Source organism: Bacillus sp. OxB-1 (genome assembly GCF_000829195.1).
Classification (GTDB): Bacteria; Bacillota; Bacilli; order Bacillales_A; family Planococcaceae; genus Sporosarcina.
In genome coordinates, this window is the sequence record NZ_AP013294.1 from 900,825 (window position 1) to 926,162 (window position 25,338).

The window sequence follows — 25,338 nt, forward strand, 5'->3', positions numbered from 1 at the left end:
CGCGCAAGCATTTTTTCACGTGGAACTTTTTCATCCAACTACCTGCCTTCATCTGACCCCTAAACTTCATACCAAATTGACACTTTTAAAAATGTCAGTTCTCCCTTAATCTAAATTCATAGAATTTCCGAATAGGGAAGGTGACAGATGATGCAAAAAACAGAGAGTTATTCGCGTACTCGGACAAAAACGTTTGACCTCGTATTGACTGCCGTGTTGGCGGCGCTTGTCCTTGTGTCGACGATGTTATTGAATATAAGGCTGCCCATGGCGATAAACGGCGGCGGCTTGATCCACCTTGGAACGGCGATGCTTTTCATAGCGTCCATTTTATTCGGACCGAAGAAAGGGACCCTCGCCGGGGCGCTGGGCATGGGGCTTTTCGATCTGCTCGGAGGCTATGCGATCTGGGCGCCGATCACGATTGCGGCACGCGGTTTGCAAGGCTATGTCGTCGGGAAGATTGCGTGGTCGAATGGCCGTCAGGGTAATAGCTTCGCGTTCAACTTGATCGCGACGGTTGTCTCCATCCCTCTAATGGTGGCAGTTTACTATATCGGGGAAGCCATCATGTTCAATAGCCTCATCGTTCCATTGGCGTCCATTCCAGGTGACTTGATTCAAAACTTTATCGGACTTGCAATCGCCATTCCGGTTTGCGCGATGCTGAAAAAAACTCCTATCTTTAAATGAAAATGAAAAATGCTTGCGGTGGATGATTCTCCCGCAAGCATTTTTCATTTAGTTAATTATGAGCCAACTCTTGTTGAATTAAACCGAGGGATTCGGCTGTAGAGGCATGAATCTCTTTCAGAAGATCCGGATTTTCCATCAAGGATTTTCCATAAGAAGGGATCATTTCTTTAATTTTCGGTTCCCACTCTTCCATATGTTGCGGGAAACACTTAGCAAGTACTTCAAGCATGACATGGACAGCCGTGGATGCGCCTGGAGAAGCACCAAGGAGTGCGGCAACTGTGCCGTTAGCAGCCGTGATGACTTCCGTGCCGAATTGAAGGGTTCCTTTGCCTGCCTCCGTGTCTTTGATAACTTGTACACGTTGGCCTGCTACGACTAGATCCCAATCTTCGCTTTTCGCATTCGGGATGAATTCCCGTAGCTCTTCCATGCGTTGCTCTTTTGACAACATCAATTGCTGGATCAGATATTTTGTCAGAGACATCTCTTTCGCGCCTGCCGCCAGCATCGTAAACACGTTGCTCGGATTCACGGAAGTGATCAAGTCCATATTGGAGCCTGTTTTCAGGAACTTCGGAGAGAAGCCGGCGAACGGTCCAAAGAGCAATGATTTTTTATTTTCGATGAAGCGTGTATCGAGATGCGGCACGGACATCGGCGGAGCGCCGACTTTTGCTTTGCCGTACACTTTCGCATGGTGCTGCTCGACGACTTTCGGATTATTACATACCATGAAGATTCCACTGACCGGGAACCCGCCGATATGCTTCGCTTCCGGAACTCCCGTCTTCTGTAGCAGATGCAAGCTACCGCCCCCGCCGCCGATGAAAACAAATTTGGCAGAATGGCGATTGATCCCGCTGGAGTTGCGCACTTTCACTTCCCAGGAACCATCGCTCGTCTGTTTGATGTCGCTCACTGTATGTTGATAGTGCATTTCCACACCCTTGCTCTTCAAGTGGTCAAATAGAATACGTGTCAATGCACCGAAATTGACGTCTGTTCCAGTGTCGATTTTTGTAGCCGCGATTGGTTCATTCGTTTGCCGGTCTTGCATGATGAGCGGAATCCATTCCATCAGTTTTTCCGGGTTGTCGGAAAACTCCATCCCTTGGAATAGAGGATTCTTCGTCATCGCTTCAAAACGTTTCTTCAAAAATTCCACATCGTCTTTCCCTTGGACCATGCTCATATGAGGCAATGGCATAATAAAGTCTTCCGGATTACGAATCAGGTTGCTTTTGACCAAGTAAGACCAAAACTGCATTGAAAGTTGAAACTGTTCATTGATATTAATAGCTTTGCTAATATCTACGGATCCGTCCGGTTTTTCGGTCGTGTAGTTAAGCTCACATAACGCTGCATGCCCGGTTCCGGCATTATTCCATTCGTTCGAGCTTTCCACTCCTGCATCTTCGAGCTTTTCAAACACTGTGATTTTCCAATCCGGCACTAATTCTTTCAGCAGTGTCCCCAAAGTCGCACTCATGATCCCAGCACCAATTAAGATAACGTCTGTTTGGGTTTTTCCGTTGCTCATCTTTACCATATCCTTCTATAGAATTTGCAGAAAAGATGCGGTCACTCTTACTAAGGCGTCATAGCAAGACAAAATATGACTTCTAATCTTTTCTGTATATTATGACTTTGTGTAGAGTCTCACAAACTTTATATATTATATCACAAATATCGACAAATGTGTGTATAACTCCGTTTATTTTATTTCCTATTTTACTATATCGATATATCAAAAATAAAGCCGTACATGTATTTGTTTCCAAATACATGTACGGCTTTAAATTATTTTAATATATCATGATCTACATAACGTTCTCCATTCAGTTCACTGATTACATTAATGGCAACCTTCGCTCCGTCTCCGGCGGTAATGATGGTATGCATGCTTACGCCTGCACAAGTGCCAGCTGCCCAGATTCCTTCTACATTTGTTTTCCCGGCAGCATCCACATCAAAGATAGTTTTAATCCTCGGCTCTGTTCCCGGCTTTGTCTGTAAACCGGCAGCTTCCGCTAAATCCGTCAGCATCCCGGTCGCCAAAATGATATGTTGGGCCTCGATGACTTGACCTTCTGTCTCGATTTCAAATCCATTTTCAGTTGATCTTATTGCAGTTACGGTTGTATTGACCAACTCGGCCCCGAACTGTTTTGCCTGCTCAATACCGACTGCTACCATATCAGGTCCGGTAATTTCAGCCACCCCATAGTGATTCTTCAGCAACGCTCGTTTCGTCACGCCTTTATCATTATCTAACATAATCGTTTTCTTTCCCGCTTTTGCTGCATATAAGGCGGCGCTGCCTCCAGCTGGCCCTGCTCCAATTACTGCGATTTCATACATTCCTGTCTCCCCCTGCTCTCAATTAAGTATGTTACATAATCTCCCTTATAATTATAGTAATAATCGAAACTTTTTGCATACATACCGCTTGTGCCAAGCACAAAAAAGAGTCCCATATAAGAGACCCTTCACACGCTATTGTTTTAAAATGACCCCTTCAAAGTTCCCTTTCAATACCAGTTTTTCATCTTGATTGGTGCATTCAAAGGAGGCTAAAATTGATATCCTGCCATTCTCAGTCTTTTCATATCTCTCAATCGTGACGGCACATAGTATAGTATCTCCGGTGAAAACGGGCCTGAAAAACTCGAAATTCATCGTCCGGGCGAGTACATTATGATCTCCGCCCACTTTTGTCGGCAGGGTAGCGGTCAACAACCCTTGGATGACAAGTCTCCCTTGTTCGTCGGGGGTAATATGGTGATCCCCTTCATCACGCGATGCTTTTGTAAACAGTTCAACATCTTCTTTTGTAAAGGTCCGTTCAAAATGAATGACCTCGCCAACTTGTAAACTCAACCTGAACTCCCCCCAGGAATGTAATCATAGGATCCGATTATGTGAAAATATCTTGAGCTTTCCAATCTTTTGGCTTAATGTTCTGATCCATCCACTTCTTTTCCGGCGCTTTGTAGGGAGCAGTGGCGATCAGCCGGCCATCATGCCAGCTTGCTGCTCTTGAACGGATTATTTCATCCAGCAGGATCTGAATAAATTCCTCCGGCTGCCGCTGGAAAGAATGACGCGCAAAGTCATGGAACCAACCGCAGCTGAGCAAGTAAGGAGCAATCTCTTCCTTTGCCATTCCATCTTTCATGATTAAGGTAAATGAAAAAATCCGCTTGCATCCATGCCAAGCAATCTTCTCAGGCGATCCAAGCCACTTTTCCAACCGGCCCCTCGCCGCGTCAATAGCGGCTAAAGGATCCTCGATTTGCGGCCCATGCCCTGAATATGCCTGTTGAATCCGGAGTTTGGACAACCGATCCAAACTTTCCAACGACCGCTGAAGCGATGAAACCCCTTCCCGGAAAATATTAAGCCACCCAACATCGTTCCTGTGGAAGAGGTCACCGCACATTAAAATCTCAGCATCCGGATCATATAAAGAAATATGCCCCAATGTATGCCCCGGCGTGTGTAAGACTTGCAAAATTCTGCTTCCTGTATGGATTTCATCCTGATCGGAAAGCTTGGTGTCGACATGGTAAGGCTCTAAAGGTTGGTCCAGCCATTCTACTGTGCACGCTTCCGCGTCCCGCGAGTTGATCAATTCGGCGTCCCATTTGTGGGCCGCAATCCGAGTGCCGTAATTTTTTTGGAAATGAAAATTGCCACCTACATGGTCGCTATGATAGTGGGTGTTTACAATCAAATGCAAATCCCCTGGTGCAACGCCTGCGTCTCTGATCAACTGCTCGGTCTCCAGTGCATCACTGCCGAAACCGGTATCAATCAGAATCGGTTGCTGATCCTTTACTAGAACCATATTGGCACTTGGAAATGTCCTTTCAAAGAAAATGACTCCGGATTTCCCCAAAGTTTACTCCCCCTTTATGAACGAACGCTCACTCAACTCCATTATATAGAATTGACCGAAAAATTTAAATAGATTATCAATTAATTTCATCAAATAAAAAAACGCTGACTTCTTCGTACACGAAGAAGCCAACGCCCTTCAATAATCCCGATTCACCATATAATGCAATATATGCTTCAAATAGGGAGTAGTGAACTGCATCTCCTGCAACATTTCCAATGCGGTACAATAATGGTCCCACAATGCTTTGCGGGCACCCTCGGCACCTAGGATCGATACGAAATTCGAATTGTTGTTTTCTACATCTTTTCCAATCGGCTTTCCAAGTAAAGCCAGGTTGCCTTCCACGTCCAGCAAGTCATCCTTGATCTGAAACGCGATGCCGGCATGGTAGGCAAATCGTTTCAACGCTTCCACTTCCCGCTCCTGTTTCCCCGCTAAAATGGCAGGCATGACGAGAGAAGCTTCGAATGCGATGCCGGTTTTATAAAAGCACATCGTGTTCAGTTGTTCCAATGTCAACGGTTTGCCTTTGGAATCCAAGTCCAACGCCTGCCCTTTACACATATCCGCTGTCTTCCCGGCCGAATATCGAATCAAGCGAAGCACCGCTCCCGGGTCGAACTGTTCAAGTGACGCTTGTTCCTCCACCGCCTTTTGGGTCAGATAAAGGCCGGTTAATTCGGCAACGGCTGTATTATACACATGATGCAGCGTCGGACGCCCTCTGCGGACAGCTGAATTGTCCTGGGCTGGCAGATCGTCGAAAATGAGGGATGCGGTGTGCATATATTCCAATGATTTTAGAAGCGGCAGAATCGCGGACTTTTCCAAGCCATATTCGTAGACGCCGGTAACCCAAGTCACAATCGGTCTAAGTCGCTTTCCATCGCCTTTCAGACTGTAATTTGCAGCATTCACGATCGGTTCTTCCATGAAAGCGGCATCCACCTTTTCATGGATAGGTAAGGCGTTGTTTATCTCATTGCGTACGGTTTCAACAATGTGTAAAAAGTCTTCCCGCTCTTTCCGTTCCTCTTTAAAATGGGCTAGGATATGGTCCCGAAGCAGTTTATCAAAGAAGTCCACATCATTCGCTTTTTGGACCATCTTTCGGATAAGCCGATCGAATTTGAGATCTCCCGGTGCAAAGAGGTCCATCACTTCGTTGTATGTTTTATCGCCCATCCGCTTTTTAAATCGTTTCAGCCCATTGATGGCGCGGTTTAAAATCACCTCACCTGTCTTGACGTCCGAGTGATAGACGGTATGGATCAGATTGGTGATGACCGTCCAGTATAATTCAAAAGGGTTGATGAGATCCGGACGCGACTGATGATATTTCATGTAATAGGTGTAGGGGGTGACTGCGCCAGCCTCCCAGTCCTCAAACATATCTGCGAAATCATCGGCCAACTGGTTGTAAATGCCGTAAAAGAAGGTTCGGTTGTCGAACCCCTCATCCTCTTCGGCACTTAGCACAGAACGGACAATCAAACGGGACGAAGCGGATTTTAAAATGATCGGTACATAAAGCTCTTCATTGGTGTAATTAGCATTGGATAGATCCTTTTCCCGGTCCACTTCCTGGGAATGAAAAAAGACATAGGATTGCTCGAAGAAAATTTTGTTTGTCTCTTGCCGCACACATGCCTGAATATATGTGAAAGCGTCACGGAGTTCCGAGTGAATCGACCGGATCAGCTCTTTGTTCGTTCCGATCCACTCCCCTAAGTCGGGGACAGCCCCTGTAATAAGAGTGGTGCGTATCAACCCGGAATATTGTTTTTTCTCCTCGTCTGACAAGGCCTCCGAATCCAAAAGGTCATCAATGAAAGGGTACGTCAAACCGTAGCAATAGCCCAGTCTGATCGCTTCATCCAATTTCCTGGTCCGTTGTTCAGCCGGTACGTCATCGTCCATCTCTTCAACTTGGTGTAGGACGACTCCCGCAATGATTTTAATCAGCTTCCGCTGAGCTTCTTCTGCATCCATCTCCTTTGGAATAAGGGAGGACACGGTCTTCAATTTGTTCAGGACCCAGATCATCGTCGATTCTACGCTTTCCTTCTGAGCCCAACGGTACAACCCGGCAATGCTGAACAAGTTCGCGTTGCCTCCGTCAGCGGACAGGGGCAGTTGTTTTTTTAATTTGGCTGCCATGTCCCGAATCCGGTTCTGCGTATCCGGTGAATTCAGGTCCTTGCCCAAATCCCGCAGGAAAATGTAGGAGATGCTTCGATCCAAGTAATGGTCCAGTTTCCCGGTGTAGGTCAACCATCGGATATAACTGGCATACTCCTGCGGATCGGCTTTTTCCCTTCCACGCAGCAACAAGGAGACCCAAGAAGAAGGAAGATGATTCTGTTTCCACGTTTGTATATCTTTTGTCAAGGTAGTAGCATAGATTTTGTTTAAGAGCTGTCCAGAGAGTGATGCAAAATAATCGACAGCCTTCTTCTCAGCAAGCCGATAACAGGCATCGGCATTTCTCAGTAACTTTTCATTCACACTACATGACCTCAACTTCGTGTTTTTTGATTGTCTGTGAAAATAACCATTCCTACTATATGCAATTGCAAAGCATTGTCTGAATGATGTGCATGTCTAAGAATTATAAACCTAAACAAATAGTAACATATTATCCGGAATTACTATTATGATTGGATGGAATCGCATTGTTAGGAGCCGACAAAAATGAGTCAATTCCATAAAAGACAGGGTGAAAACCCACATCTTCAACCAAATATCATTATTAGCTTCAAAATGAAAATGATTTTACTAGTAGCTGCCCTCATCATAGCGATCATTACGGTAATCGGGCTTTTCATTGGTCATTTCATATCCGTTACGATGGAAGCCCAAGTCGGGGATCGCGCGCTTAGTGTAGCAGAGAGTGTTGCGCATATTCCTGAACTGGCCGAAGCATTCGTGCATGAAGACCCCGCATCCATTATCGATCCCCTTGTCGCGCCCATTCAAAAAGCGACAAAGGCCGAATTCATTGTCGTCGGCAATACGGAGGAAATTCGGTATGCGCATCCTGACATCGATAAAATTGGAAAGAAAATGATCGGAGAAGATAATGAAAAGGCGTTGGTGAATGGCGAGTCATATGTCTCCAAAGCTGCGGGGTCATTGGGTGACTCAGTCCGAGCCAAAGTTCCTGTCTTTTTGGATGGTAAGATTGTGGGTGTCGTATCGGTCGGGTTTTTGGTCAATGATATCCAATCGATCATAAGGTCTTATAATATCCACTTATGGATTGTCTTATTGAATATAGCGATAGTCGCGATAATCGGTGCCATTCTTATTGCATCGTATCTTAAAAAAGTATTGTTCGGCTTGGAACCGGAAGAGATTGCCCATTTATTCGTCCAAAAAGAGACCATTCTCCAATCAACGCATGAAGGTATTATAGCTGTGAACCAAAACGGTATAATTACAATGATTAATGTTGCGGCGCAGCGTTTATTGTTCAACCAAGTCACTCATCCTAATCAATATGAAGGAAAGTCTATCAAGGAACTGGAACAGGCAAAGCAATTACTCCATTTTCTTCGGGATGAAAACGATCGAATCGATCAAGAGTTGGTGGTTGGGAAAACAATTGTTTTTGCCAATAAAGTTCCTATTTATCACGAAAAGTCATTGATCGGGACAGTATTCACATTCCGGAATAAAACTGAAATTGATTTGTTAACAAAGGAATTGACGTCGATCAAACAATATACAAACGCGTTGCGAGCTCAAACACATGAGTTTTCCAACAAGCTCTATACAATCCTTGGATTATTGCAGCTTGATAAAAAAGAAGAAGCGCTTTCTTATATTCAACAGGAAAGCTCGCTGCAAAAAAACTGGATTCGCTTGCTCATTCAGAAAGTGTCCGACCCGCAGGTAAGCGGTCTTTTACTTGGCAAAATAAATCAGGCAAGTGAGTTAGGGATCGAAATCGAAATTCAAAAGGACAGCAGACTGACAACCCCTTTACATGAAAAACAAAGAGAAGCCCTGTTGACCGCCATTGGAAATTTGATTGATAATGCGATGGATGCAGTGAGAAAAAATCCACCGGATGACCGGAAAATTGCGATATTTTTTACGGATATCGGAAAGGATATCCTATTTGAAATAGACGATTCGGGTGAGGGCGTGCCTGATTTATATGTAAAAATGATCTTTGACCAAGGATTTACATTAAAGAAGGGTGAACATGGCGGTTTAGGGTTGGCGCTGACAAAGCAACTGATTGAGGGAGTAAACGGAGAACTTTATTTAGAAGAAGGCGACCTGGGCGGAGCTGGCTTCGTGCTTTCCATACCAAAAGAAAGGGGTGAATCGGATGCTTGAAGCGATTCAAGTATTAATTGTGGAAGACGACTTCCGAATTGCGGAGATCAACCGCCAATTCGTCAATCGAGTGGAAGGATTCGTCGTAGCGGGAATCGTAAAAACAGGCGATGAGGCGCTCACTTATTTACGCGACGCCAGTACTTTGCCAGAGCTTATTTTATTGGATGTCTACATTCCCGACGTTCAAGGGTTGGATTTATTTTGGACATTGCGAAGCGAGTTTACTGAAATTGACGTCATCATGATGACGGCTGCCAATGAAGTGGAGACCATTGTAGAAGCACTGCGCGGCGGAATTTTTGACTACATGGTAAAACCAGTGGACTTTGACCGATTTGAACGGACGCTTTTGAGTTTCCGGAACCAAAGACATCTTTTGACGACGAAGACAGAGCTCATGCAAGAAGAAATAGACCTGCTGACAGGCTTGCAAGTCACCCCCATGCCAAGTAAAGAAGACGGTACAAGATTGCCGAAAGGAATCGACCAACTGACATTGGACAAGATAAAGCGAATCTTACAAGAAAGCGGTGAATCCGGCATCACGGCGTTAGATGCCGGAAGCAACGTAGGGGTGAGCCGATCGACCGCCAGGCGTTATCTGGAATATTTGGTATCCATAAAAGAAGCGGATGCCCAGTTGAAATACGGGGACATCGGGCGTCCCGAGCGAAAATATGTGCCGTGGACAAAATGAACAAAACATCCAAAACGTACATAAGGGTTTTTAATTAAATAAGCTTATACTCATAACCTTTCTATGATAAATTTCTAACTAGAATATTTTGAAATAGAGATGGTTATTTTTTTGTATGGCGATGCTTTTGCATCAAGAATGTATCCGCTTGCAGAAATGAATGCCTTTCTCTCTCATAAGTGCACTTCTGTGTTCACTGGAAAGGAGATAATATGCTCAGTATTATAGGTTTGATAACGATTGTCATCATTGTAGCACTGCTCATTAGCGGGAAAGTTTCTCCCATTGTCGGGCTCGTATTAGTGCCAGTTGTAGGAGCATTTGCTGCAGGCTTCGGTTTCGAGGAAATTGGTGTGTTTTTCACTGAAGGAACTACGAAAGTTGCAAGCGTTGCCATTATGTTCATCTTCGCCATTTTGTTTTTTGGGATTATGCAAGACGTCGGGTTATTCGACCCGCTTATTAATAGAATGATTGCGATTTCACGTGGAAATGTTATCGCCGTTGCTGTTGCGACCGTTATCATTGCTGCCATTGCGCACTTGGACGGATCGGGTGCATCGACATTCCTTATTACCATTCCCGCATTGCTGCCATTGTACAAACGTTTAAAAATGAACCCTTATTTACTTCTAATGCTCGTGGGAACTGCCGCCTCGATTATGAATATGGTTCCTTGGGCAGGTCCACTTGGTAGAACGGCTTCTGTGCTGGATGTGGATGTTACGGAACTTTGGAAACCATTGATTCCGATTCAAATTATCGGTCTTGTTTTATTAGTCATGATTGCCGTCGTATTGGGCTATCGTGAAAAACGATTGATAGCGAAACGAGCTGTAGCAGGAGAAGAGTTTGAGGATGAAATTTCTGACACAACGATTGCTGATGCACAAGTGGCGGCGGCTGTAGCAGAAGAGAATGACTTACTACGTCCGAAACTTCTTTGGATCAATGCCCTTCTAGCGATTTCTGTGATCGGCGTGCTTGTATGGGGCATTATTCCGGCAGGTTTTGCGTTCATGATCGGTGTCAGTATTGCATTGCCACTCAATTTCCCGAAAGTGAAAGATCAGATGGAACGCATTAAAGTGCACGCACCAGGCGGAATCATGATGGCGACGATTATTTTGGCCGCTGGATCTTTCTTAGGTATTTTAAACGGTACGAATATGCTGACGTCAATTGCCACAGATTTAGTAACCGTCCTACCGGCATTTGTTGCTCCGTATTTACATCTCATTATCGGTATATTCGGCGTACCTTTCGACTTGCTGCTAAGCACGGATGCATACTATTTTGCCCTGTTGCCAATTATTGATCAGGTTGCCCTTACATTCGGCATCCCATCACTTTCCACGGCTTACGCAATGATCATCGGAAACATTGTCGGTACATTCGTAAGTCCATTATCACCTGCACTTTGGTTAGCGCTTGGGCTTGCTGGCCTGGAAATGGGGAAACATATCCGTTATTCCTTCATGATGATGTGGGGACTCAGTATTGTCCTATTAATCATTGCAGTTTTGCTTGGTGTCGTTATCATCTAAATGCAGAAAAGGTATCAGACAGGCCAGGAAGTTGGCAAAACTGCGGATAAAGAAGTAAAAAGCAGGGCTGTCCAGAAATTGGATTTTCCGGTTAAACACGCAAAAAGCAAGGGCTCTGGTCGCTTTCCGCGGGCCAGCCGACGACCTCCTCCGGCATACAGCCGTGCGGGGTCTCGTCGGCTGGCTTTCCCGCAGGAGTCTCCCGGCGCCCTTGCTTTTTGCTAGTATCCAACTCTGTGCCTGGACTTTTCGGACAGCCCCGCTTTTTCATTCACATAGACCAGTTAGAGACCGCGGGCGTTCATGACTGCATTTTCTGCGCGCGCAGTTGAATTTTTTCCCGCCGGAAGTCCCAGACATATCCTAGCATTGCGGCTAAACAAGCGGGGACCGTCCAGCCTAGCCCGTTTTCAAACAACGGCAAGAAATGCAAAAGGGAGTCAAGCGCTTCCCATTGGATGGAAAAGCTGTCCAAAACATCTCGAAAAGCAAACACGGCGGCTACTGCGACCGCGAAAACGTACATTTTCCTAATTTCCCCAAAAAAGTGTTGGAAGATGGACAGGAGGACCAATACAATTGCAATCGGGTAGATGAAGCAGGGCAGGTGTCAGAAGCCGTGCTACGTGATCAATCATCTTCCGTGGATCAATGCTAAGCAAGTACGTCAAGCCGAAGAACACGATGGAGAACAAGAGCAGCGGGAGTCCTCCATCAAAACTGGCCATTTGCTTCAAACCCAATTCATATGCAACATTGGACGCCCGGGGAATTCCATAGAACGCACCAATCGTCATATAGATGATGATGGCAAACACGAGGCCGAAAACGGGATGGACCCGTTGCCCGATTGACACTAGTCCATTGCTGGACAGAGAGACCGAGACGATTGTCAAAAAGGGCAGGAAAACGGCCGTTAAAATAAACCCGGCAATGGCCGGCACAAAGGCACTGCCCGATTCCATCCCAAGAAGAGGAGGGAATATCAGATTTCCGGCACCAAAAAACAACGAAAAGAGCATAAAACCCAATAACAACACATTCTTCTTACTCACAATGTCTCCTCCTTAGTTACTGGCGAATTTTCCGTCGACTTCCACCGTTTCATATATGTTAATAAAGGCTTTTTCGTCATGGTTACGGACAATCTTCTTGATCTCCATCGTTTCGTAACGTGTGACCACTGTCATTAAAATCTGTTTGGTCTCCTGTGTGTAACCGCCGAATCCTTCCGTGATCGTAATGCCCCGGTAGATGGACCGAATCAGATCTTTCCGGATCGCTTCCCCTTCCGTCGTCACAATCTGCATCGTCAATTTGATGTGGTCCGTATGAATGGCGTCAATCATTTTACCTGTCAAATAAATCGACAACAGGGTGTACAACGCAATGTTCCAGTCAAAGGCCATACCTGAAATGAGGACAATCACTCCATTCATGGCCGTCAGCAAAAGACCGACACTGACATTGCTCGTTCTGGAAAGGACGATCGCAATGATATCCAAACCGCCGGACGTGCCCGAGTACTTCAAAATCATCCCGACTCCGATCCCGCCGATAAGACCTCCGAATATTACGGACAACAAAATGTTATCCGTAACGGGGTGAACTGGCAAAAGGTACAAGAAAACAGAGAGGGATACGACACAAACAAGCGTATTGACTGTGATCAGCCTGCCAAGCTTGAAGTACCCCCAAATAAGTAAAGGCAAATTTAGCAGCAGGTTCATTAAACCGATATCAAACGGAGTGACAAGGCCTATCAGAATTGCAATGCCACTTAATCCGCTGCTCAAAATCCCATAAGGCACCAAAAAGAAATTAAAGCCAAATGCCACAATCAACGAACCGACGACAACAATCAAATTTTTCATATTCGTTCCCCTCCATTTCCAGATAGATGACTGATGGGCCTGACTTACCTTGCAACTTTCTTAAGTTACGACAACAAAAAAACTCGCCCCTTGAACAGGGACGAGTTTGTGCTCGCGATACCACCCATATTCCGTTTGCTTCATAAAATGAAACAATCCGGCTCTCAGTCAACGTACATTCATACGCGCTCCTTGTAACGGTGGAAATCCGTCAAAGCTTACCCTTAGGTCAGCTTCGCATCTCGGAGATGATTTTCAGAAAGAATTGTCCATCGACTTTCACCAAGCGTCGACTCTCTGGGGAACAAGTTTCTTTTCCTACTCTTTCTCGTCATTGATTTTTAATGTTAAAAATAATCTACCAGACCGGAAATGGGACTGTCAATACGCTGCTGCGAAGTAGTATTATTTTAAATATTATACAAAATTCGTTTTCCGATGAATACAAAAATTATGTAGGACAAGGGAGGAAGCTACTTTATTAGCTCCTCCGGAAGCAATTTGAACCCCTCGATGATCGTATCTTCTTCCACCTCGATCAGGATGCAGCGCCTGCCGTCCACGGTCACCTGCCGGACGAATCGCAAATCCTGCGGACTGATGGCGATGTCCGCCACTTTCGTGCTGATTTTGATAGATTTGGACGCATAGCTTGGGACGACATGACTCGCTTTCATCTCATAATCTCTGTCCTCTACAACATTTTGGAATGCCTTCTCCACTTTCGCTGTGTTCACGTCCTTCAATCCGCTCGCCCGCAGTACCCGCTCCACTTCCCGCGTATCGAGGACGGGAGGACCGTCTTCCTCTTCCTCTTCATCCTCTACCACGAGCAGGCTGTGGATCTCATCGTATACGTTGGCGAGCGTGCGCGTATCCACTTCCTCCCCGATCACTTCCTTCACGATTTCCTCGAAGACGGCCCTGTCGTCCGCCGCTGTCGCGATATCCTCCCCGTTCAGCACATTCTCGATGAAATGGAAATCCGGCTTATTCGCCTTGCCCGCCGTATAGAGAATATGATTGACATCAGGCGCATTATTCGTGAACGCCGGAAATAAAAACCCGCCGACCGGCGAGGTGAGCTTGATAATCGGGTCGGCCGCGAAGCTCGACTTGAACTCTTTTTCATTGAAGTCGAACACAAGCGAACGCTTCGGCTCCTCGGTCTGATTCAGGCTGCAAAGGATGAACGGATGGGAATATACCTCATCCCGCCCCGCGACCTCCGTCTCGTCCGAATGCCGTTTCGTCGGTTTGAAATAGGTGCCGCGAATGAAAGTGACGACTAGATCCTTTTCATATTGGACGTCCTGCACCATTTTCAGAGCAAGGCGCTGCATATCCGCCTTCCATTCGACGACATCCTCAGCGTGAAGCCCTGCATACAAAAGCTGCTGCGCATGGTCCGTCTGCTCCTCCGCTGGGCGTTGGAACTTCACCTCAAACAGTTTCATATCCAATTTTCCGCCTAACACTTTCTTGAAGTTGGCGAGAAACAGCTCCTGCTGCTCCCGATCCAGCAGGGCAAACGGCTGGCCCTTCTCATGGTAGATTTCACTGCTTTCCTGTCTGATGTATACGTTGTAAATATCATGGATTTTCAATAAATCGGTATCCAATTTGAAATGTTTCCGAATATCCGCAATGTCCTTTTTGTTCATCTATGTTCCCACTCCCCGGTTAGTAAGATTCAAAAAAAGAGCATCCAAAGCTAACCGTTCAGCTTGTGACGCTCATTTATTATAACAGGGTTCCGACATGGGCAGGAATGAATCGACGTTACGTGGAGTTAGCAGATTAATTCCTATCGTGTAAGTTTTAACCTACAATGATAGGAAAGAGCTGAGGAAATGAGGGATTTCGATGATGTGCGGATCAAAATGCTTCCTAGTGGACATGGAAGTGAACGGGACGAGAGAAATCAAGCAAGTCACTGCGAGAAACTCCATCGGCGCAAGGAAAGTCGTCAGAGGGGAATTTGGAGCTGAAGCGAAAATTTTATCCGTTAAAGAAGAGAAGCGAAACCGGTGACCTGCCTAAGGAAAAAGCTAACTACCCACGAGAAATGGATAATTAGCTTTTCATTAACAATTAGAACGGATTTGTTGCGATGAAGCTTGCTGTTTTCGTGTAAATACGTGGATTCAGCTTTAATTGGTTGACGATCACTTCGGCAATATCTTCGGCTTGGATGAGTTTAGCATCATCATTTTCTTTGATCAAACTTAAATCCAATGCCAAATCCGTGGCAACCGTACTAGGGGCCAACGCGGAAACCCGGATGTTATTCCGGCGGACTTCCTGCGCCAATGATTCGGTGAACCCGATCACGCCGAACTTGGATGCGCTATATGCACTGGAGGTCGCGGCCCCATTCAAACCACTTGTCGAGGAGATCGTAATGATGTCTCCCCCATTTTTCTCAATTAACTGAGGCAAGACGGCACGGGTCACGTAATAAGTTCCCATTAAGTTCACATCGATGATCTTCTTCCATTCTTCCGGGTCCATGTCCAAGACAGAAGCAAAGGAGGCAATGCCCGCATTGTTAATTAAAATATCGGCAGCCCCTAAGTCATTTGTCAAGGAAGCAATCGCAGCTTCCACTTGCTCTTTTGAAGATACGTCAGCTGCAGCATACGCTACATTGACGCCTAACGTTTCAATGTCCGCGGCCACTTCTTTCAACGTGGACTCGGTTCTTGCGAGCAACCCGACATGTACCCCTTCTTTTGCCAATGCGATCGCAGTCGCCTTCCCGATCCCTCGTGCTGCGCCTGTGATGAACGCGACTTTTCCATGTAATGATTGTGCCATTTTGCTGTCCCCTTTCATGCTGTCTGTATGATCGCTCCCATTATACGATAATGGCGGATAGGAGGCATGGATTTGGTTTGGAGATTCGGATGTTATGGCTGGTCTTCCACGATTTCTTGCACTTCGCTCAATTGCTGTTTCATCAAATTCAACTGTTCTTTGTTTTGCCGAACCGTATCCATATGCTCATCATGTTGTGCCGCATTCGCGACTGCTTTTTCCGCACGTGTAATTGAATTGAAAGCATGCTCAACCGCTATCTCTTCCGGATGTGACATCGCTTGCTTCACGGATCGGTCTGCCTTTTGAACAGAGTTGTTTGAAAAAGTGCCTGGATGTACCTTTTTCCAACTTGGTGTATCTTTGGCCATTGCTATTCCTTCCCTTCCTGAAAGTTGACAACGATCTTAGTATTGTGAAATGCCCTGGAACTATGCGTCGATAGGAGGGAATGGATAGTTATGATATTCTTTGTGTAAGCAGGACAAACTGGGTGAATGCGAGGTTGTTTATGAAAGAGAAGTCAGTAAAGAGAAATGAAGAGAAAAACGAAAAGCAACTGCGGATCATATTTCGCTTTTTACTCATCCCTGTTGTTTTGGTATTCATAGGAACCATTCTACGTACATGGAATCGATCTGAGACGGATCTTTATAACGCGTTCGTCATCAATTTCATCGGGATCACCTTTGTGTACGCTGCTGCTTTGGCGCTCTGTTCGTTTTTCCTGTATCTCTCCTTTGTCATAACTATTTATAATCCGCAAAGGATCAAAAAATCTTCGATCATCAAATTCGCCCTTGGCGGAATCTTCACCTTGCTCCTTACCATCTTTCTAGTCGTTTTCAGTGGCACTGAAACAAAAAAGTCGATTCAGGATTTGAGAGATTATGCCAATGGTGAATGGCGGGCCCAGGAATTATTGGTGAAAGATGTCTACAGAGGACCTCGTCGTTCCAAAAGGGTACTAATTGAAACGGACGAAGGTGAATTGATTCTCCATAGGGAGAGCTTTCGGATCTATGAAGGGGAATCGTATCGTTTCACCTATTTAGATGCCACTAACACGATTATTAAGGTGGAAAATGTTATGGAATAGGTATTTTACTGGAGTTCTCATTTTTCCGGTTATTATGGCTGAAACTATAGTCTAGTTCAAAATGAGCTAGGCCATTTTGCTTCAATGCGGCAATTTGCGGAATTAAAAAAATCCAAGTCCCGCTTTATGTATGATAAAATAATATAGTTACACATCAGCAACAAGGAGGGGCTCCTCATGAACATAAATAAAGGGATTATATTTATATTAGTAGGCGCTTCGTTTTTTGGTTTCACCCCCATATTTGCGAAATTAGGGTTTAGCTACGGCTATTCACTAGGCCAGATCAATATCGTCCAAATGGTGATTTCCGCATTCCTTCTATGGTCGTTCACTTTGATAAAACGCTCCAGTTTCAAAGGGCTCAATAAGAAGAATCTTTTTCAAATAATGATGACTGGTTGCTTTGTCGGGTTAACCAGCATCTTTTATTATGGTTCCATGCAGTATCTGCCCGCTTCCTTGGCCATCATTTTATTGTTCCAATTTGTATGGATCGGGTTCCTGTTGGAATGGATTTTCAGCAAGACGAGGCCGGCCCCCATTGCAGTCCTGTCCATCATTTTAATTTTAATAGGAGTCTTTTTTGCTTCAAATATTGTGAATGGAGACATACAAGGCTTGCCGATAAAAGGATTTATATTCGGTATTTTATCTGCATTCACCTATGCAGGTTTTATCTTTTTCAGTGGAAAAGTCGCTGTAAAAGTCGATGCTTGGACTCGGAGCTCTTTGATGGTAACCGGATCGACCATCATGGTGCTCGTCGTCTTTATGCGCGACCTTCCAACTATCCTGCCTTTGGAGAAAAGCCTGTTGACAACTGCGGCCGGGGTGTCATTATTCGGCGCAGTCCTCCCGCCGCTCTTTTTTGCATTGGGCGCACCGTTAGTGTCGGGAGGAATCGCAAATATATTGACATCCATTGAATTGCCGATCGCCATCCTATCCGCCAGCATCATTCTGTCGGAAACCGTAACTCCGCTGCAGTGGCTCGGCACCGCCATTATCCTGGCCGCGATCGCGTTCAATGAAATCGGCCCGAGTCTTTTCAGGATTCGGAAGCATAGTTAGTGAATGGTCCAAGACTGTAATCAAACTCAATGATCGTTGAGCTTGATTACAGTTTTTCAAAATCAGGTGGCAGCTTATTTACTAACCCGTCAATCTTGGAACTATTAAGCAAAACTTCATTATTCAAGTTCATCAATTCATGGGTATTTACGTATAACAATTCAAAGGTATCCTCTATATTTTTCCCTTTTCTAAATCTCTTGATGCAAAGCTGAGTTCCACACCCGACCTCATTGTGAACGCTGTCATATAGCTGATTTCAACCGCATCCTCCGACAGCCGTTCCAAATGACCGATGAGTTGCGTCGTAACAAGCTCAAGCCTACTCATCCTCGACCTCGATGAGATAGATCCGTTCGTTGAAAGCCCCCCGCTCTTCCGCTTTCTTTTCACGGATCATGTCGAGCTGGTGGGGTGTCGCGCCGTGGGCTGCCGCTGCTGCATAGATCAGTTCCAGCATGTCCGCCAGCTCCTCCACTGCCGCCACAGCATGATCAGCTGCAAGGTATTCCTCAAGCTCCTCTCCTAACTTCGTCCGCAATTCCTCCATATACTCTTCGTCGCCCAGAATCCGCAGGGATAGCCGCTTTCCGCTTTTTTCAATGATTTCCGGGATACGGTCCCGGACGAGTTTGTTATATACTGGCATATTATTAGCCGCCTCCGTTTCAATTTTCGCTCCACTTGCTTGAATCAATTATCATTATAAGACTTTCCAATACATTTACAAAGGATGGGAGAATGGCACAGCGTGAAATTTTTTCCGGCAGGTAATTTTGATATAATATTCTATAATTCTTATTATGAAAAAGTTAAATTATCTTCCCGTTTTCATGGAATTACATTGTTATTTATTAATAAAGAATTTATTCAAAACAATGTAATGCTTCCAAGTTTTTTTCATTCGCCCTGTATCCTTTTCCAAAAAGGGAGACTATCTATTGAGTAACATATAGTATTACTTTGTTGGAGGGAAAGTCATGAATCTACTGATCAACAAGCCACAACGTCGGAAACCGTCCTGTGCATCTCTCTGGGACGATGTATCACAAGAGCTGTCCAAATTGCCCCGTCCATCGGTGCAATTTGTCACCTAGGAAGAGGGCAAGATGCCCCATGTCATCAGGTCAAACTGCCCCCACCAATAACTAAAGACTTTAAGAATTATTAAATAATACTAGATTGTCGAGACAAGTCTCGCCCCCATCCTAGAAATGACTTACAGTTCAATGTCAAAAAAACGAACATGAGTAAACTAAAAAACAAGTTAACCTTTATCAGATTAACCTGTTTCGTACAGGGTATTATTAGTCCTTTTTCCGAAAGGTGCTAGGCATGATGACAAGCTCTACTGTCCCTCGGGCGCAGAGGGTGTCCTCAGCGTACATTTCGGTCTCGACCTTCCATCTTTTCGGGTGGATTTCTTCGACAGTTCCTACGGCTTTTAACAGAACCCCTTGAGGAGTCGGTTTCAAGTATTCCACATTGAGGGAAGCCGTGACAAATCGTGGTGGTTCGGACCCGTCGCCAATTTCGTTCCCGTTTTTACGGTGCAACGCTAGCGCGGCAGATCCTGATCCATGGCAATCAATGAAAGAGGCGATTAAGCCCCCATAGATGAATCCTGGAATCCCTCCCGAGTATTTTGAATCCGGCGCAAAGTAGGTGACCGTCTTGTCTCCATCCCAGCCAGTCCGCAGGTGGTGGCCCTCTTCATTCAGTCGGCCACATCCATAGCAATGAGCGAAGTCATCCGGATAAATATCTTGAATTGCTGTTTCTACAGCTCGTTTTTCCATTTGTCGACCTCCTTAAAGTCTCGTAAATAGACCATCAATCAACTCTCGAGCGAGCGCTCAATCACTACGATGTCTAAAGTATAACTTGGTGTTTTCTTTTTTTCAACAAAAGTTAGAATATTTACTCTGAATTGAATGGAGAATTTCCATTAGAAATAAAAAAACACTCACAGCTAGTCGTGAGTGTCTGGCAACAGGACTGCATGCTGCTCCTTACCTGAAAAATGCCTTGTCTATATTATATTTCGACTTGAGCTCATTGATTAGATACGTTTCGTAAATTTCCCGATGGACCGGGTCTTCCACAACATACGCCTCAATTTTGGTGACTTCATCCCGGTGATTTTTAATCGGGGATACCGTATCCTCAAAATGTTTTTTAATTCTCGGTCTGAGCTTCCTTGCTTTCCCGACGAATAAGAGGTCCTGGTTTTTATTATAGAACATGAAAATGCCGCCTTTGTCCCGGGGAATCGAATGGAAATCCGGAAACCCGTACATACCGCTTTCTTCCGGGTCGTCCCGTTTCGTTATAGTGACCGATGGATCTGGAATGGTTATGTTTATCAATGACGTTCCTCCTTCAATTTCTTCCTAAATCTTATCATACCTTGAAATGGGATACTTACTTAATTGTGATGCGGTTGCCCACTTAAGCGAAGTGGGAGGTAAGTGCTGTTTTTCTGATTAAAGTTTATAATACAAATTAAGGTGGTGATTGCATGCTAAGCAATGACATTAAAGAACAACTTATAGAAAAATTAAAACAACAGGTGAATCCTGATTTTATCATCCTTTTTGGTTCTTTCGCAAAAGGGACCGTACATGAGGAAAGTGACGTAGATCTCGCTTATTTCAGCGACAAGCAGCTATCGTCTTATGATCAGTTCATCCTTGCAGGAGAGCTTGCCCTCATTTGCGGGCGGGAGGTGGATGTTGTCAATATTCGAGAAATCGATACGGTATTCACCATGCAAATTTTTGAGCAAGGAACACCTATTTACATCCAAGACGAGGGTGAATACATCCGGCAAAGGATGAAAGCGTACAGCATGTATGCGACATTGAACGAGCAGCGCGCACCCATTCTTGAGGCGATTAAGAAACGAGGAAGTGTGTTTGATGAATGATGTTATTTTGAATAAAGTAACAACGATTGAACGTTGTGTGAAAAGGATTCAGGAAGTGTACGAAGACAAGCCTGAGAATTTATCCGATTTCACAAAGCAGGACAGCATCGTTTTAAACATTCAACGCGCCTGCGAAGCAAGTATCGACCTTGCGATGCACGTAGTAAGCGAGAAAAAACTTGGTGTGCCAAAAGCGAGCCGGGAAGCATTTCAATTCCTTGAAGAGGCAAAAATAATTGATTCTTCACTTGCAAAAACATTAATGAATATGGTCGGATTTCGAAATATTGCTGTCCATGACTACCAAGCACTAAAGCCCGATATTTTACAAGCAATTTTAGACAAGCATATTAATGATTTTAAGGCGTTTACGAAGGTGATTTTGCAGTTGGAAAATTGAGATCTCAGAAAAACTCATGATTCTCCAACCTCTTGCAATGGACAGAGGCAGAGACGAATTATGCCTATTCAAGAGAGAAGGGCATTCTTGAATAGGCTTTTTAGGGTTTGATTATTGTCTAAAAGATAGTCTAAACCTTTCTGTAAATGATGACATACTTCAATATTCCCATCATTTGTGAGAACAGCCTTTCGTTCATCCGTATTAGATCTGCAAAATAGAAAGAATATCATCATTTTCACAGGTTTGCGCCAACTTCCTTGCTGTCTTCCCGGTGTGATCTTCAGCATGAATGTCTGCACCATAATGTAATAGTATTTCCACAGCGGCAGCATTTTGGGTTTGGATCGCCCTGTGCAGAACCGTTTGTTTATACTGATTTCTACCTTCAATCGCAGCCCCGTGTTCTAGAAGAAATTTGATGCCGACCACATTATTGGCGTCCGCAAAGCTATGCAGCGGAGGGAACGGTTTTCCTTCCTGATTCAAGTCGCAGCCCATTTTTAGAATGTCTTCCAGCAGCGCTTCATCCTGACAACGAAGGGCAATCCCAAAACCTTTCTTTTTTACCTCTTTCTCGTAAACATCCGGAAAATGAGAATGGATATAATTCACGATATCACTGGAATATTGAAATGCGATTTCGAGAGGCGTTTGGGCCAAAGCGCGCTTCCCGACATTTGCCCCCTCTTCAGCAAGCAGTTGAAATGCCTCTACATTATCGTGCTTACTACAAAATTGCAGCGGCGTACCGCTATATTTCAAAACCTTGTCCAACTGGGACTTTTTCGCATTGGGGACGAGTTCCCTAATCCGCTCGATGTCATTCAGATAGCAAGCAAAAACTAATGTTTGTTTAATTTTTTCAGCTTTTAATGATTCCCGCAAGACCTCCTTTCTTTCCTCCTCCGCGGGCTCCAAATTATATCTTTGGAAATTGAGCAGCTCAAAGAGATCCGCATCAAATAACTCAGGATTTATATCTTTCACCACGCCATGGTCAACCAATGCACCCGCATCTGCTTTGATACAAAGGATGCCTTGTCCCCGCATTAAAGTCTGAATCGTATCGACATACTTGTTAAAGAGAGCAACCGCAATGTCTCCATCATATGAAGCTTCATTTTCAACGATTGTAAAATATCCGCTCGTAAACGAGTTCTCAGTCCCTGAAATGAAGTACGTATACGTTTTTTCCTGTAACATTGGCTCATTGATAATAGCTTCTACTAAATCTTCAAGGTTATTCATAAGTCCACCTTCCTCTATTAAGAACAAACAGACCGCCACCGGGCAAGTACACCCCTTTTAAAAATAAAAGAAATGAAAATGCCTGGCAAATGGCATTTTCATTAATGAGCAAGTACTGAGTTAAGCGGGAAGTTATCCCCGCATTGAAATTTTCTCTTCGTACATTGTTCGATCTGCCACTTCCAGGATTTCCTCTACAGTGGTCAGCATGCCGGGCTCATAATAGGCGATTCCATGGCTTGCTGAAAGTTCATAGGTCTTTTCCCCCGACAGATTAAAACGATGAAACTCTCGTGCAATATCCATCCATGTCGCTTCCACTTTCTCTTTATTTTTCCCAAAGAAAACGATGATAAATTCGTCACCGCCCATTCGGAATAGCACATCGCCGGATTCAATATTACGATTGTAAGCCCGAAATATAAAAAGAACGCCCATGAGGCGCACAGCACAAATAGCCCTGGCATTCGAGTTTTTTCGAATGCAGGGCTATTTTCTTCCGCATGAAAGACGGATGGTCTTTGACCAAGGCAAATAATTGTCCAACAGGTCGGGGTCCTGCTGAAAGTTCAAATTCGGTAGCTCAGTAAACAGCTTTTGCAGATAGGTGTAAAAATCAATTCCATGGATCTTCGCTGTTTCGGCAAGAGATAGGCAGATGGCATTCGCTTGCGCACCCGCTTCACTCACGGAGAATAACCAATTTTTACGTCCGATGACGTTCGGTCGGATGGCATTCTCAGCGGGATTGTTGTCGATCTCGAGCCGGCCGTCCTTCAGGAATGCCCGTAGCCCTTCCGCCCGGTTCAGTGTATACTCCGCTGCTGTCGCAAGCGCACTTTTCCCATAGAAAGGAGATTGCTCTACCCACTGAAGGAATTCCTCGACAATTGGTTTGGAGTGCTTGTTCCGCGCCTTTCGTCGTTTGCCCGGAGGCAAATTCCTGAACTTCCGCTCCAGATGATAAAGGCGGTCGCAATACTCCACGCCCATTCGGCCATTCTTGCTGTCGGCCTTGAGCCAATACCGGCGCACGTGTGCCCAACAGTGGGAGAATGTAATACCTTCCAGATTGCCATAAGCAGAATAACCATCACAAATGATGGTCCCTTTGTATCCCTGAATGAAGTTTTTGAGCACTTCACGAGAACGAGATAGGGAACTCTGAAAAAGGACCATGACAGGTCCTTGACTCGGTACAGTCCGACACACCCAATTATAGGCTTTCGACTGACCAGATTTCCCATCCGACCTGAGAATGACTTGAGCGTATGTTTCATCGACATGAAGAACGTTTTTGCACGTCAACAGATCTTTCATCCGCTCGTATATAGGCGACAACCATTTATCCGCTACGGAGATCACCCAATTGGACAGGTTCTTGTCGTTGGTCATCAGTCCGTAGCGTTCCCATTCCTTTACCTGCCGGTAAAGGGGCAGGTATTGGATGAATTTATCGTAGATGGCTTTGGCCAATACGCTGGGACCTGCGATGCTCCGTTGAATGGCCGGCTGAGGCGCCTTGCCGCGGACGATTTGTGCAGGTAGGGATACATCGTTTTTACAGTGGATACATTCATAGGCGTGTTCCATATGCTGTACTTTTTTCATTGTCGCCGGGATGAATAGGGCTTCTTCCCGCACAATGGTCCCACCGATCTCCGTCATTTGACGATGGCAGCAGGCGCATTCGGTGTGTTCCGGATGATGATGGATGACTTCCGTTTCGATGTCTTCCCGCAGAATATCATTCCGCTTTTTCCGTTGGGCTTTCCGGACAACAGTGTAGGAAATCGTCTGTTGGCTTTGTTCCTCTGTGTGCTCAGAGTCAGGAAAAGACGAATCATCCTCAAACAGGGATCCTTGCCCGTCGGGCGCATTGTATTTGGATTTCTCCGTCTTGGATCCGTACAAAAGCTTGGTCAGATTCTGCACTTGTTGGGTGAGCGATTCAATCTGGCGGCTGAGCTTTTGGTTCTGCTGATTCGAAACGGCCAATTGCTCCTCCAATAATTGAATGACCTTTTCGGTTGAAGATTCGTTTGCCATATCGCTCACCACTTTCCGTTCCGTTTTATTTCTTCTATTATAACGGGTTCGAGGAGCGGATGAAAGATGAATATTAGAACGCGCCTTTCAGCGATGGCTGAATCGCTTTCGGCTGTTGAATGGACAAACCTTCGAGCAGCCAGCGAAGCTCCTGCTGGGTCAGATTCTTTACTTCCTGTTCATTTCTTGGCCATTGAAGCTTTCCGCTGTCCAGCCGCTTATACAGCATCGCGAAGCCGTCGCCGTCGAAATACAGACATTTGTATCGGTCCTTCTTCCAACCGGCGAACAGGAAGATGGAATCGCTATAGGGATCCAGCTCGAAGGAATCTTGGATCAGTGTAGCCAATCCATCAATCCCTTTTCGCATATCGGTCTTCCCGCAAATGATATAGATATTTTGGACTTGGGTGTAGTCCTGCCTCATCGGTTGATCAGCTCCCTTATGACGGTCTGGATGAGGCGATCCTCCACACCATTCTGGAAGGTGACTTCGGCATGACCGAAATGGACGGTACATGAGCCGGGGGACTTGGAAGAAACGGCCGGTAGGCTGTCATTTGATGCGGGATACAGTGTAACGGGGACGATGGTCAAAGGTTTTTGTGGCATGGGGAAAGCACCTCCTTCAAGTTGATACCT

General features: G+C 45.2%; 29 protein-coding genes and 1 other annotated feature. Of the genes, 9 read left to right on the forward strand and 20 right to left on the reverse strand.

Features of this window, described 5'->3' with window-relative positions; genetic code table 11:
* The first annotated feature begins 150 nt into the window (after positions 1-150).
* Positions 151-693 carry an ECF transporter S component gene (locus OXB_RS04680; protein WP_041076308.1) on the forward strand — a complete coding sequence of 181 codons (543 nt, stop codon included), beginning with the start codon at positions 151-153 and terminating at the stop codon, positions 691-693.
* 52 nt (positions 694-745) lie between these two features.
* On the opposite strand, the gene OXB_RS04685 is transcribed toward OXB_RS04680, so the two are convergent.
* The 5 genes from OXB_RS04685 to OXB_RS04705 all read right to left on the reverse strand — a co-directional run bounded on the left by OXB_RS04685 (position 746) and on the right by OXB_RS04705 (position 7,111).
* Complete coding sequence (locus OXB_RS04685; RefSeq protein ID WP_041072296.1) at positions 746-2,239, reverse strand: malate:quinone oxidoreductase; 1,494 nt, start codon at positions 2,237-2,239, stop codon at positions 746-748.
* Between the two features lie 260 nt (positions 2,240-2,499).
* Positions 2,500-3,060 carry an FAD-dependent oxidoreductase gene (locus OXB_RS04690; protein WP_041072298.1) on the reverse strand — a complete coding sequence of 187 codons (561 nt, stop codon included), beginning with the start codon at positions 3,058-3,060 and terminating at the stop codon, positions 2,500-2,502.
* Positions 3,061-3,195: 135 nt separating this feature from the next.
* Positions 3,196-3,579: an FAS1-like dehydratase domain-containing protein gene (locus tag OXB_RS04695; protein ID WP_041072299.1), complete on the reverse strand. Its 384-nt coding sequence runs from the start codon at positions 3,577-3,579 to the stop codon at positions 3,196-3,198.
* A 37-nt stretch (positions 3,580-3,616) separates the two neighbouring features.
* Positions 3,617-4,600 (reverse strand): MBL fold metallo-hydrolase, encoded by a 984-nt coding sequence (locus tag OXB_RS04700; RefSeq protein ID WP_041072300.1) that lies wholly within the window; start codon positions 4,598-4,600, stop codon positions 3,617-3,619.
* 138 nt (positions 4,601-4,738) lie between these two features.
* Positions 4,739-7,111, reverse strand: coding sequence for a polyprenyl synthetase family protein (locus tag OXB_RS04705; protein ID WP_041072301.1), 2,373 nt, complete (start codon positions 7,109-7,111; stop codon positions 4,739-4,741).
* Between the two features lie 186 nt (positions 7,112-7,297).
* Here OXB_RS04705 and OXB_RS04710 point away from each other — a divergent pair, with 186 nt between their 5' ends.
* The 3 genes from OXB_RS04710 to OXB_RS04720 all read left to right on the forward strand — a co-directional run bounded on the left by OXB_RS04710 (position 7,298) and on the right by OXB_RS04720 (position 11,200).
* On the forward strand, positions 7,298-8,953 hold the full coding sequence (locus OXB_RS04710) for an ATP-binding protein (RefSeq protein WP_041072303.1): 1,656 nt from the start codon (positions 7,298-7,300) through the stop codon (positions 8,951-8,953).
* Positions 8,946-9,653: a response regulator gene (locus tag OXB_RS04715; RefSeq protein ID WP_041072305.1), complete on the forward strand. Its 708-nt coding sequence runs from the start codon at positions 8,946-8,948 to the stop codon at positions 9,651-9,653. Before OXB_RS04710 ends, OXB_RS04715 begins: the two co-directional genes overlap by 8 nt.
* 212 nt (positions 9,654-9,865) lie before the next feature.
* Positions 9,866-11,200 (forward strand): CitMHS family transporter, encoded by a 1,335-nt coding sequence (locus OXB_RS04720; RefSeq protein WP_041072307.1) that lies wholly within the window; start codon positions 9,866-9,868, stop codon positions 11,198-11,200.
* Between the two features lie 301 nt (positions 11,201-11,501).
* Here OXB_RS04720 and OXB_RS04725 read toward each other — a convergent pair whose 3' ends face one another.
* The 4 genes from OXB_RS04725 to OXB_RS04740 form a co-directional block, all read right to left on the reverse strand.
* Entirely contained in the window at positions 11,502-11,774 is a 273-nt protein-coding gene (locus OXB_RS04725; protein ID WP_158333638.1) for a branched-chain amino acid transport system II carrier protein, read from the reverse strand.
* A complete protein-coding gene (locus OXB_RS04730) occupies positions 11,731-12,255 on the reverse strand; it encodes a branched-chain amino acid transport system II carrier protein (protein WP_052483874.1) in 525 nt (174 codons plus the stop codon). Before OXB_RS04730 ends, OXB_RS04725 begins: the two co-directional genes overlap by 44 nt.
* 12 nt (positions 12,256-12,267) lie before the next feature.
* Positions 12,268-13,074, reverse strand: a complete 807-nt coding sequence (locus OXB_RS04735) for a YitT family protein (RefSeq protein WP_041072311.1) — start codon at positions 13,072-13,074, stop codon at positions 12,268-12,270.
* A 93-nt stretch (positions 13,075-13,167) separates the two neighbouring features.
* Positions 13,168-13,418 (reverse strand) — a binding site (T-box leader).
* A gap of 129 nt (positions 13,419-13,547) precedes the next feature.
* The gene (locus tag OXB_RS04740; protein WP_041072313.1) at positions 13,548-14,738 is read right to left on the reverse strand and encodes a DUF4317 domain-containing protein; all 1,191 of its coding nucleotides are present in this window, start codon (positions 14,736-14,738) and stop codon (positions 13,548-13,550) included.
* 202 nt (positions 14,739-14,940) lie between these two features.
* Between OXB_RS04740 and OXB_RS19040 the strand changes: the two genes are divergently transcribed.
* Positions 14,941-15,108 (forward strand): hypothetical protein, encoded by a 168-nt coding sequence (locus tag OXB_RS19040; protein WP_173425994.1) that lies wholly within the window; start codon positions 14,941-14,943, stop codon positions 15,106-15,108.
* A gap of 60 nt (positions 15,109-15,168) precedes the next feature.
* Here the strand turns inward: OXB_RS19040 and OXB_RS04745 are convergent, their stop codons facing one another.
* Entirely contained in the window at positions 15,169-15,894 is a 726-nt protein-coding gene (locus tag OXB_RS04745; RefSeq protein WP_041072315.1) for a 3-ketoacyl-ACP reductase, read from the reverse strand.
* 92 nt (positions 15,895-15,986) lie between these two features.
* A complete protein-coding gene (locus OXB_RS04750; RefSeq protein ID WP_041072317.1) occupies positions 15,987-16,265 on the reverse strand; it encodes a hypothetical protein in 279 nt (92 codons plus the stop codon).
* Positions 16,266-16,345: 80 nt separating this feature from the next.
* Between OXB_RS04750 and OXB_RS04755 the strand changes: the two genes are divergently transcribed.
* Together OXB_RS04755 and OXB_RS04760 are read left to right on the forward strand one after the other, a co-directional pair.
* Positions 16,346-16,993, forward strand: coding sequence for a hypothetical protein (locus tag OXB_RS04755; protein ID WP_041072319.1), 648 nt, complete (start codon positions 16,346-16,348; stop codon positions 16,991-16,993).
* 177 nt (positions 16,994-17,170) lie between these two features.
* Complete coding sequence (locus OXB_RS04760; RefSeq protein ID WP_041072321.1) at positions 17,171-18,067, forward strand: EamA family transporter; 897 nt, start codon at positions 17,171-17,173, stop codon at positions 18,065-18,067.
* Positions 18,068-18,241: 174 nt separating this feature from the next.
* On the opposite strand, the gene OXB_RS18810 is transcribed toward OXB_RS04760, so the two are convergent.
* From OXB_RS18810 to OXB_RS04775, 4 genes are all read right to left on the reverse strand, one after another.
* Positions 18,242-18,397: a hypothetical protein gene (locus tag OXB_RS18810; RefSeq protein WP_158333640.1), complete on the reverse strand. Its 156-nt coding sequence runs from the start codon at positions 18,395-18,397 to the stop codon at positions 18,242-18,244.
* Positions 18,390-18,716, reverse strand: coding sequence for a nucleoside triphosphate pyrophosphohydrolase (locus OXB_RS04765; protein WP_041072323.1), 327 nt, complete (start codon positions 18,714-18,716; stop codon positions 18,390-18,392). The genes OXB_RS18810 and OXB_RS04765 overlap by 8 nt, the downstream gene beginning before the upstream one ends.
* 658 nt (positions 18,717-19,374) lie before the next feature.
* Complete coding sequence (locus OXB_RS04770; protein ID WP_041072325.1) at positions 19,375-19,866, reverse strand: PaaI family thioesterase; 492 nt, start codon at positions 19,864-19,866, stop codon at positions 19,375-19,377.
* Between the two features lie 213 nt (positions 19,867-20,079).
* A complete protein-coding gene (locus OXB_RS04775) occupies positions 20,080-20,436 on the reverse strand; it encodes a nucleotide excision repair endonuclease (protein WP_041072327.1) in 357 nt (118 codons plus the stop codon).
* A gap of 152 nt (positions 20,437-20,588) precedes the next feature.
* Between OXB_RS04775 and mntA the strand changes: the two genes are divergently transcribed.
* Entirely contained in the window at positions 20,589-20,996 is a 408-nt protein-coding gene (gene mntA / locus OXB_RS04780; RefSeq protein WP_041072329.1) for a type VII toxin-antitoxin system MntA family adenylyltransferase antitoxin, read from the forward strand.
* On the forward strand, positions 20,986-21,396 hold the full coding sequence (gene hepT, locus OXB_RS04785; protein WP_041072331.1) for a type VII toxin-antitoxin system HepT family RNase toxin: 411 nt from the start codon (positions 20,986-20,988) through the stop codon (positions 21,394-21,396). The genes mntA and hepT overlap by 11 nt, the downstream gene beginning before the upstream one ends.
* A 204-nt stretch (positions 21,397-21,600) precedes the next feature.
* Here hepT and OXB_RS04790 read toward each other — a convergent pair whose 3' ends face one another.
* From OXB_RS04790 to OXB_RS04810, 5 genes are all read right to left on the reverse strand, one after another.
* A complete protein-coding gene (locus OXB_RS04790) occupies positions 21,601-22,647 on the reverse strand; it encodes an ankyrin repeat domain-containing protein (RefSeq protein WP_041072333.1) in 1,047 nt (348 codons plus the stop codon).
* Between the two features lie 132 nt (positions 22,648-22,779).
* Positions 22,780-23,085, reverse strand: a complete 306-nt coding sequence (locus OXB_RS04795; protein ID WP_041072335.1) for a diguanylate cyclase domain-containing protein — start codon at positions 23,083-23,085, stop codon at positions 22,780-22,782.
* Positions 23,086-23,136: 51 nt separating this feature from the next.
* Positions 23,137-24,696, reverse strand: a complete 1,560-nt coding sequence (gene tnpC / locus OXB_RS04800; RefSeq protein WP_041072162.1) for an IS66 family transposase — start codon at positions 24,694-24,696, stop codon at positions 23,137-23,139.
* A gap of 73 nt (positions 24,697-24,769) precedes the next feature.
* The gene (gene tnpB, locus OXB_RS04805; protein ID WP_041072164.1) at positions 24,770-25,123 is read right to left on the reverse strand and encodes an IS66 family insertion sequence element accessory protein TnpB; all 354 of its coding nucleotides are present in this window, start codon (positions 25,121-25,123) and stop codon (positions 24,770-24,772) included.
* Positions 25,120-25,308, reverse strand: a complete 189-nt coding sequence (locus OXB_RS04810) for a hypothetical protein (RefSeq protein WP_041072166.1) — start codon at positions 25,306-25,308, stop codon at positions 25,120-25,122. Before OXB_RS04810 ends, tnpB begins: the two co-directional genes overlap by 4 nt.
* Positions 25,309-25,338 lie beyond the last annotated feature (30 nt).

Excerpts from the sequence above, each read along its gene's own strand:
- tnpC (WP_041072162.1), bottom strand. The coding sequence starts at position 24,696 with ATGGCAAACGAATCTTCAACCGAAAAGGTCATTCAATTATTGGAGGAG.
- OXB_RS04685 (WP_041072296.1), bottom strand. The coding sequence starts at position 2,239 with ATGAGCAACGGAAAAACCCAAACAGACGTTATCTTAATTGGTGCTGGG.
- OXB_RS04690 (WP_041072298.1), bottom strand. The coding sequence starts at position 3,060 with ATGTATGAAATCGCAGTAATTGGAGCAGGGCCAGCTGGAGGCAGCGCC.
- OXB_RS19040 (WP_173425994.1), top strand. The coding sequence starts at position 14,941 with ATGATGTGCGGATCAAAATGCTTCCTAGTGGACATGGAAGTGAACGGG.
- OXB_RS18810 (WP_158333640.1), bottom strand. The coding sequence starts at position 18,397 with ATGAGTAGGCTTGAGCTTGTTACGACGCAACTCATCGGTCATTTGGAA.
- OXB_RS04735 (WP_041072311.1), bottom strand. The coding sequence starts at position 13,074 with ATGAAAAATTTGATTGTTGTCGTCGGTTCGTTGATTGTGGCATTTGGC.
- tnpB (WP_041072164.1), bottom strand. The coding sequence starts at position 25,123 with ATGAGGCAGGACTACACCCAAGTCCAAAATATCTATATCATTTGCGGG.
- OXB_RS04680 (WP_041076308.1), top strand. The coding sequence starts at position 151 with ATGCAAAAAACAGAGAGTTATTCGCGTACTCGGACAAAAACGTTTGAC.
- OXB_RS04740 (WP_041072313.1), bottom strand. The coding sequence starts at position 14,738 with ATGAACAAAAAGGACATTGCGGATATTCGGAAACATTTCAAATTGGAT.
- OXB_RS04765 (WP_041072323.1), bottom strand. The coding sequence starts at position 18,716 with ATGCCAGTATATAACAAACTCGTCCGGGACCGTATCCCGGAAATCATT.
- OXB_RS04720 (WP_041072307.1), top strand. The coding sequence starts at position 9,866 with ATGCTCAGTATTATAGGTTTGATAACGATTGTCATCATTGTAGCACTG.
- OXB_RS04715 (WP_041072305.1), top strand. The coding sequence starts at position 8,946 with ATGCTTGAAGCGATTCAAGTATTAATTGTGGAAGACGACTTCCGAATT.
- OXB_RS04770 (WP_041072325.1), bottom strand. The coding sequence starts at position 19,866 with ATGGAAAAACGAGCTGTAGAAACAGCAATTCAAGATATTTATCCGGAT.
- OXB_RS04760 (WP_041072321.1), top strand. The coding sequence starts at position 17,171 with ATGAACATAAATAAAGGGATTATATTTATATTAGTAGGCGCTTCGTTT.
- OXB_RS04795 (WP_041072335.1), bottom strand. The coding sequence starts at position 23,085 with ATGGGCGTTCTTTTTATATTTCGGGCTTACAATCGTAATATTGAATCC.
- OXB_RS04710 (WP_041072303.1), top strand. The coding sequence starts at position 7,298 with ATGAGTCAATTCCATAAAAGACAGGGTGAAAACCCACATCTTCAACCA.
- OXB_RS04745 (WP_041072315.1), bottom strand. The coding sequence starts at position 15,894 with ATGGCACAATCATTACATGGAAAAGTCGCGTTCATCACAGGCGCAGCA.
- OXB_RS04790 (WP_041072333.1), bottom strand. The coding sequence starts at position 22,647 with ATGAATAACCTTGAAGATTTAGTAGAAGCTATTATCAATGAGCCAATG.
- mntA (WP_041072329.1), top strand. The coding sequence starts at position 20,589 with ATGCTAAGCAATGACATTAAAGAACAACTTATAGAAAAATTAAAACAA.
- OXB_RS04755 (WP_041072319.1), top strand. The coding sequence starts at position 16,346 with ATGGATAGTTATGATATTCTTTGTGTAAGCAGGACAAACTGGGTGAAT.
- OXB_RS04750 (WP_041072317.1), bottom strand. The coding sequence starts at position 16,265 with ATGGCCAAAGATACACCAAGTTGGAAAAAGGTACATCCAGGCACTTTT.
- OXB_RS04810 (WP_041072166.1), bottom strand. The coding sequence starts at position 25,308 with ATGCCACAAAAACCTTTGACCATCGTCCCCGTTACACTGTATCCCGCA.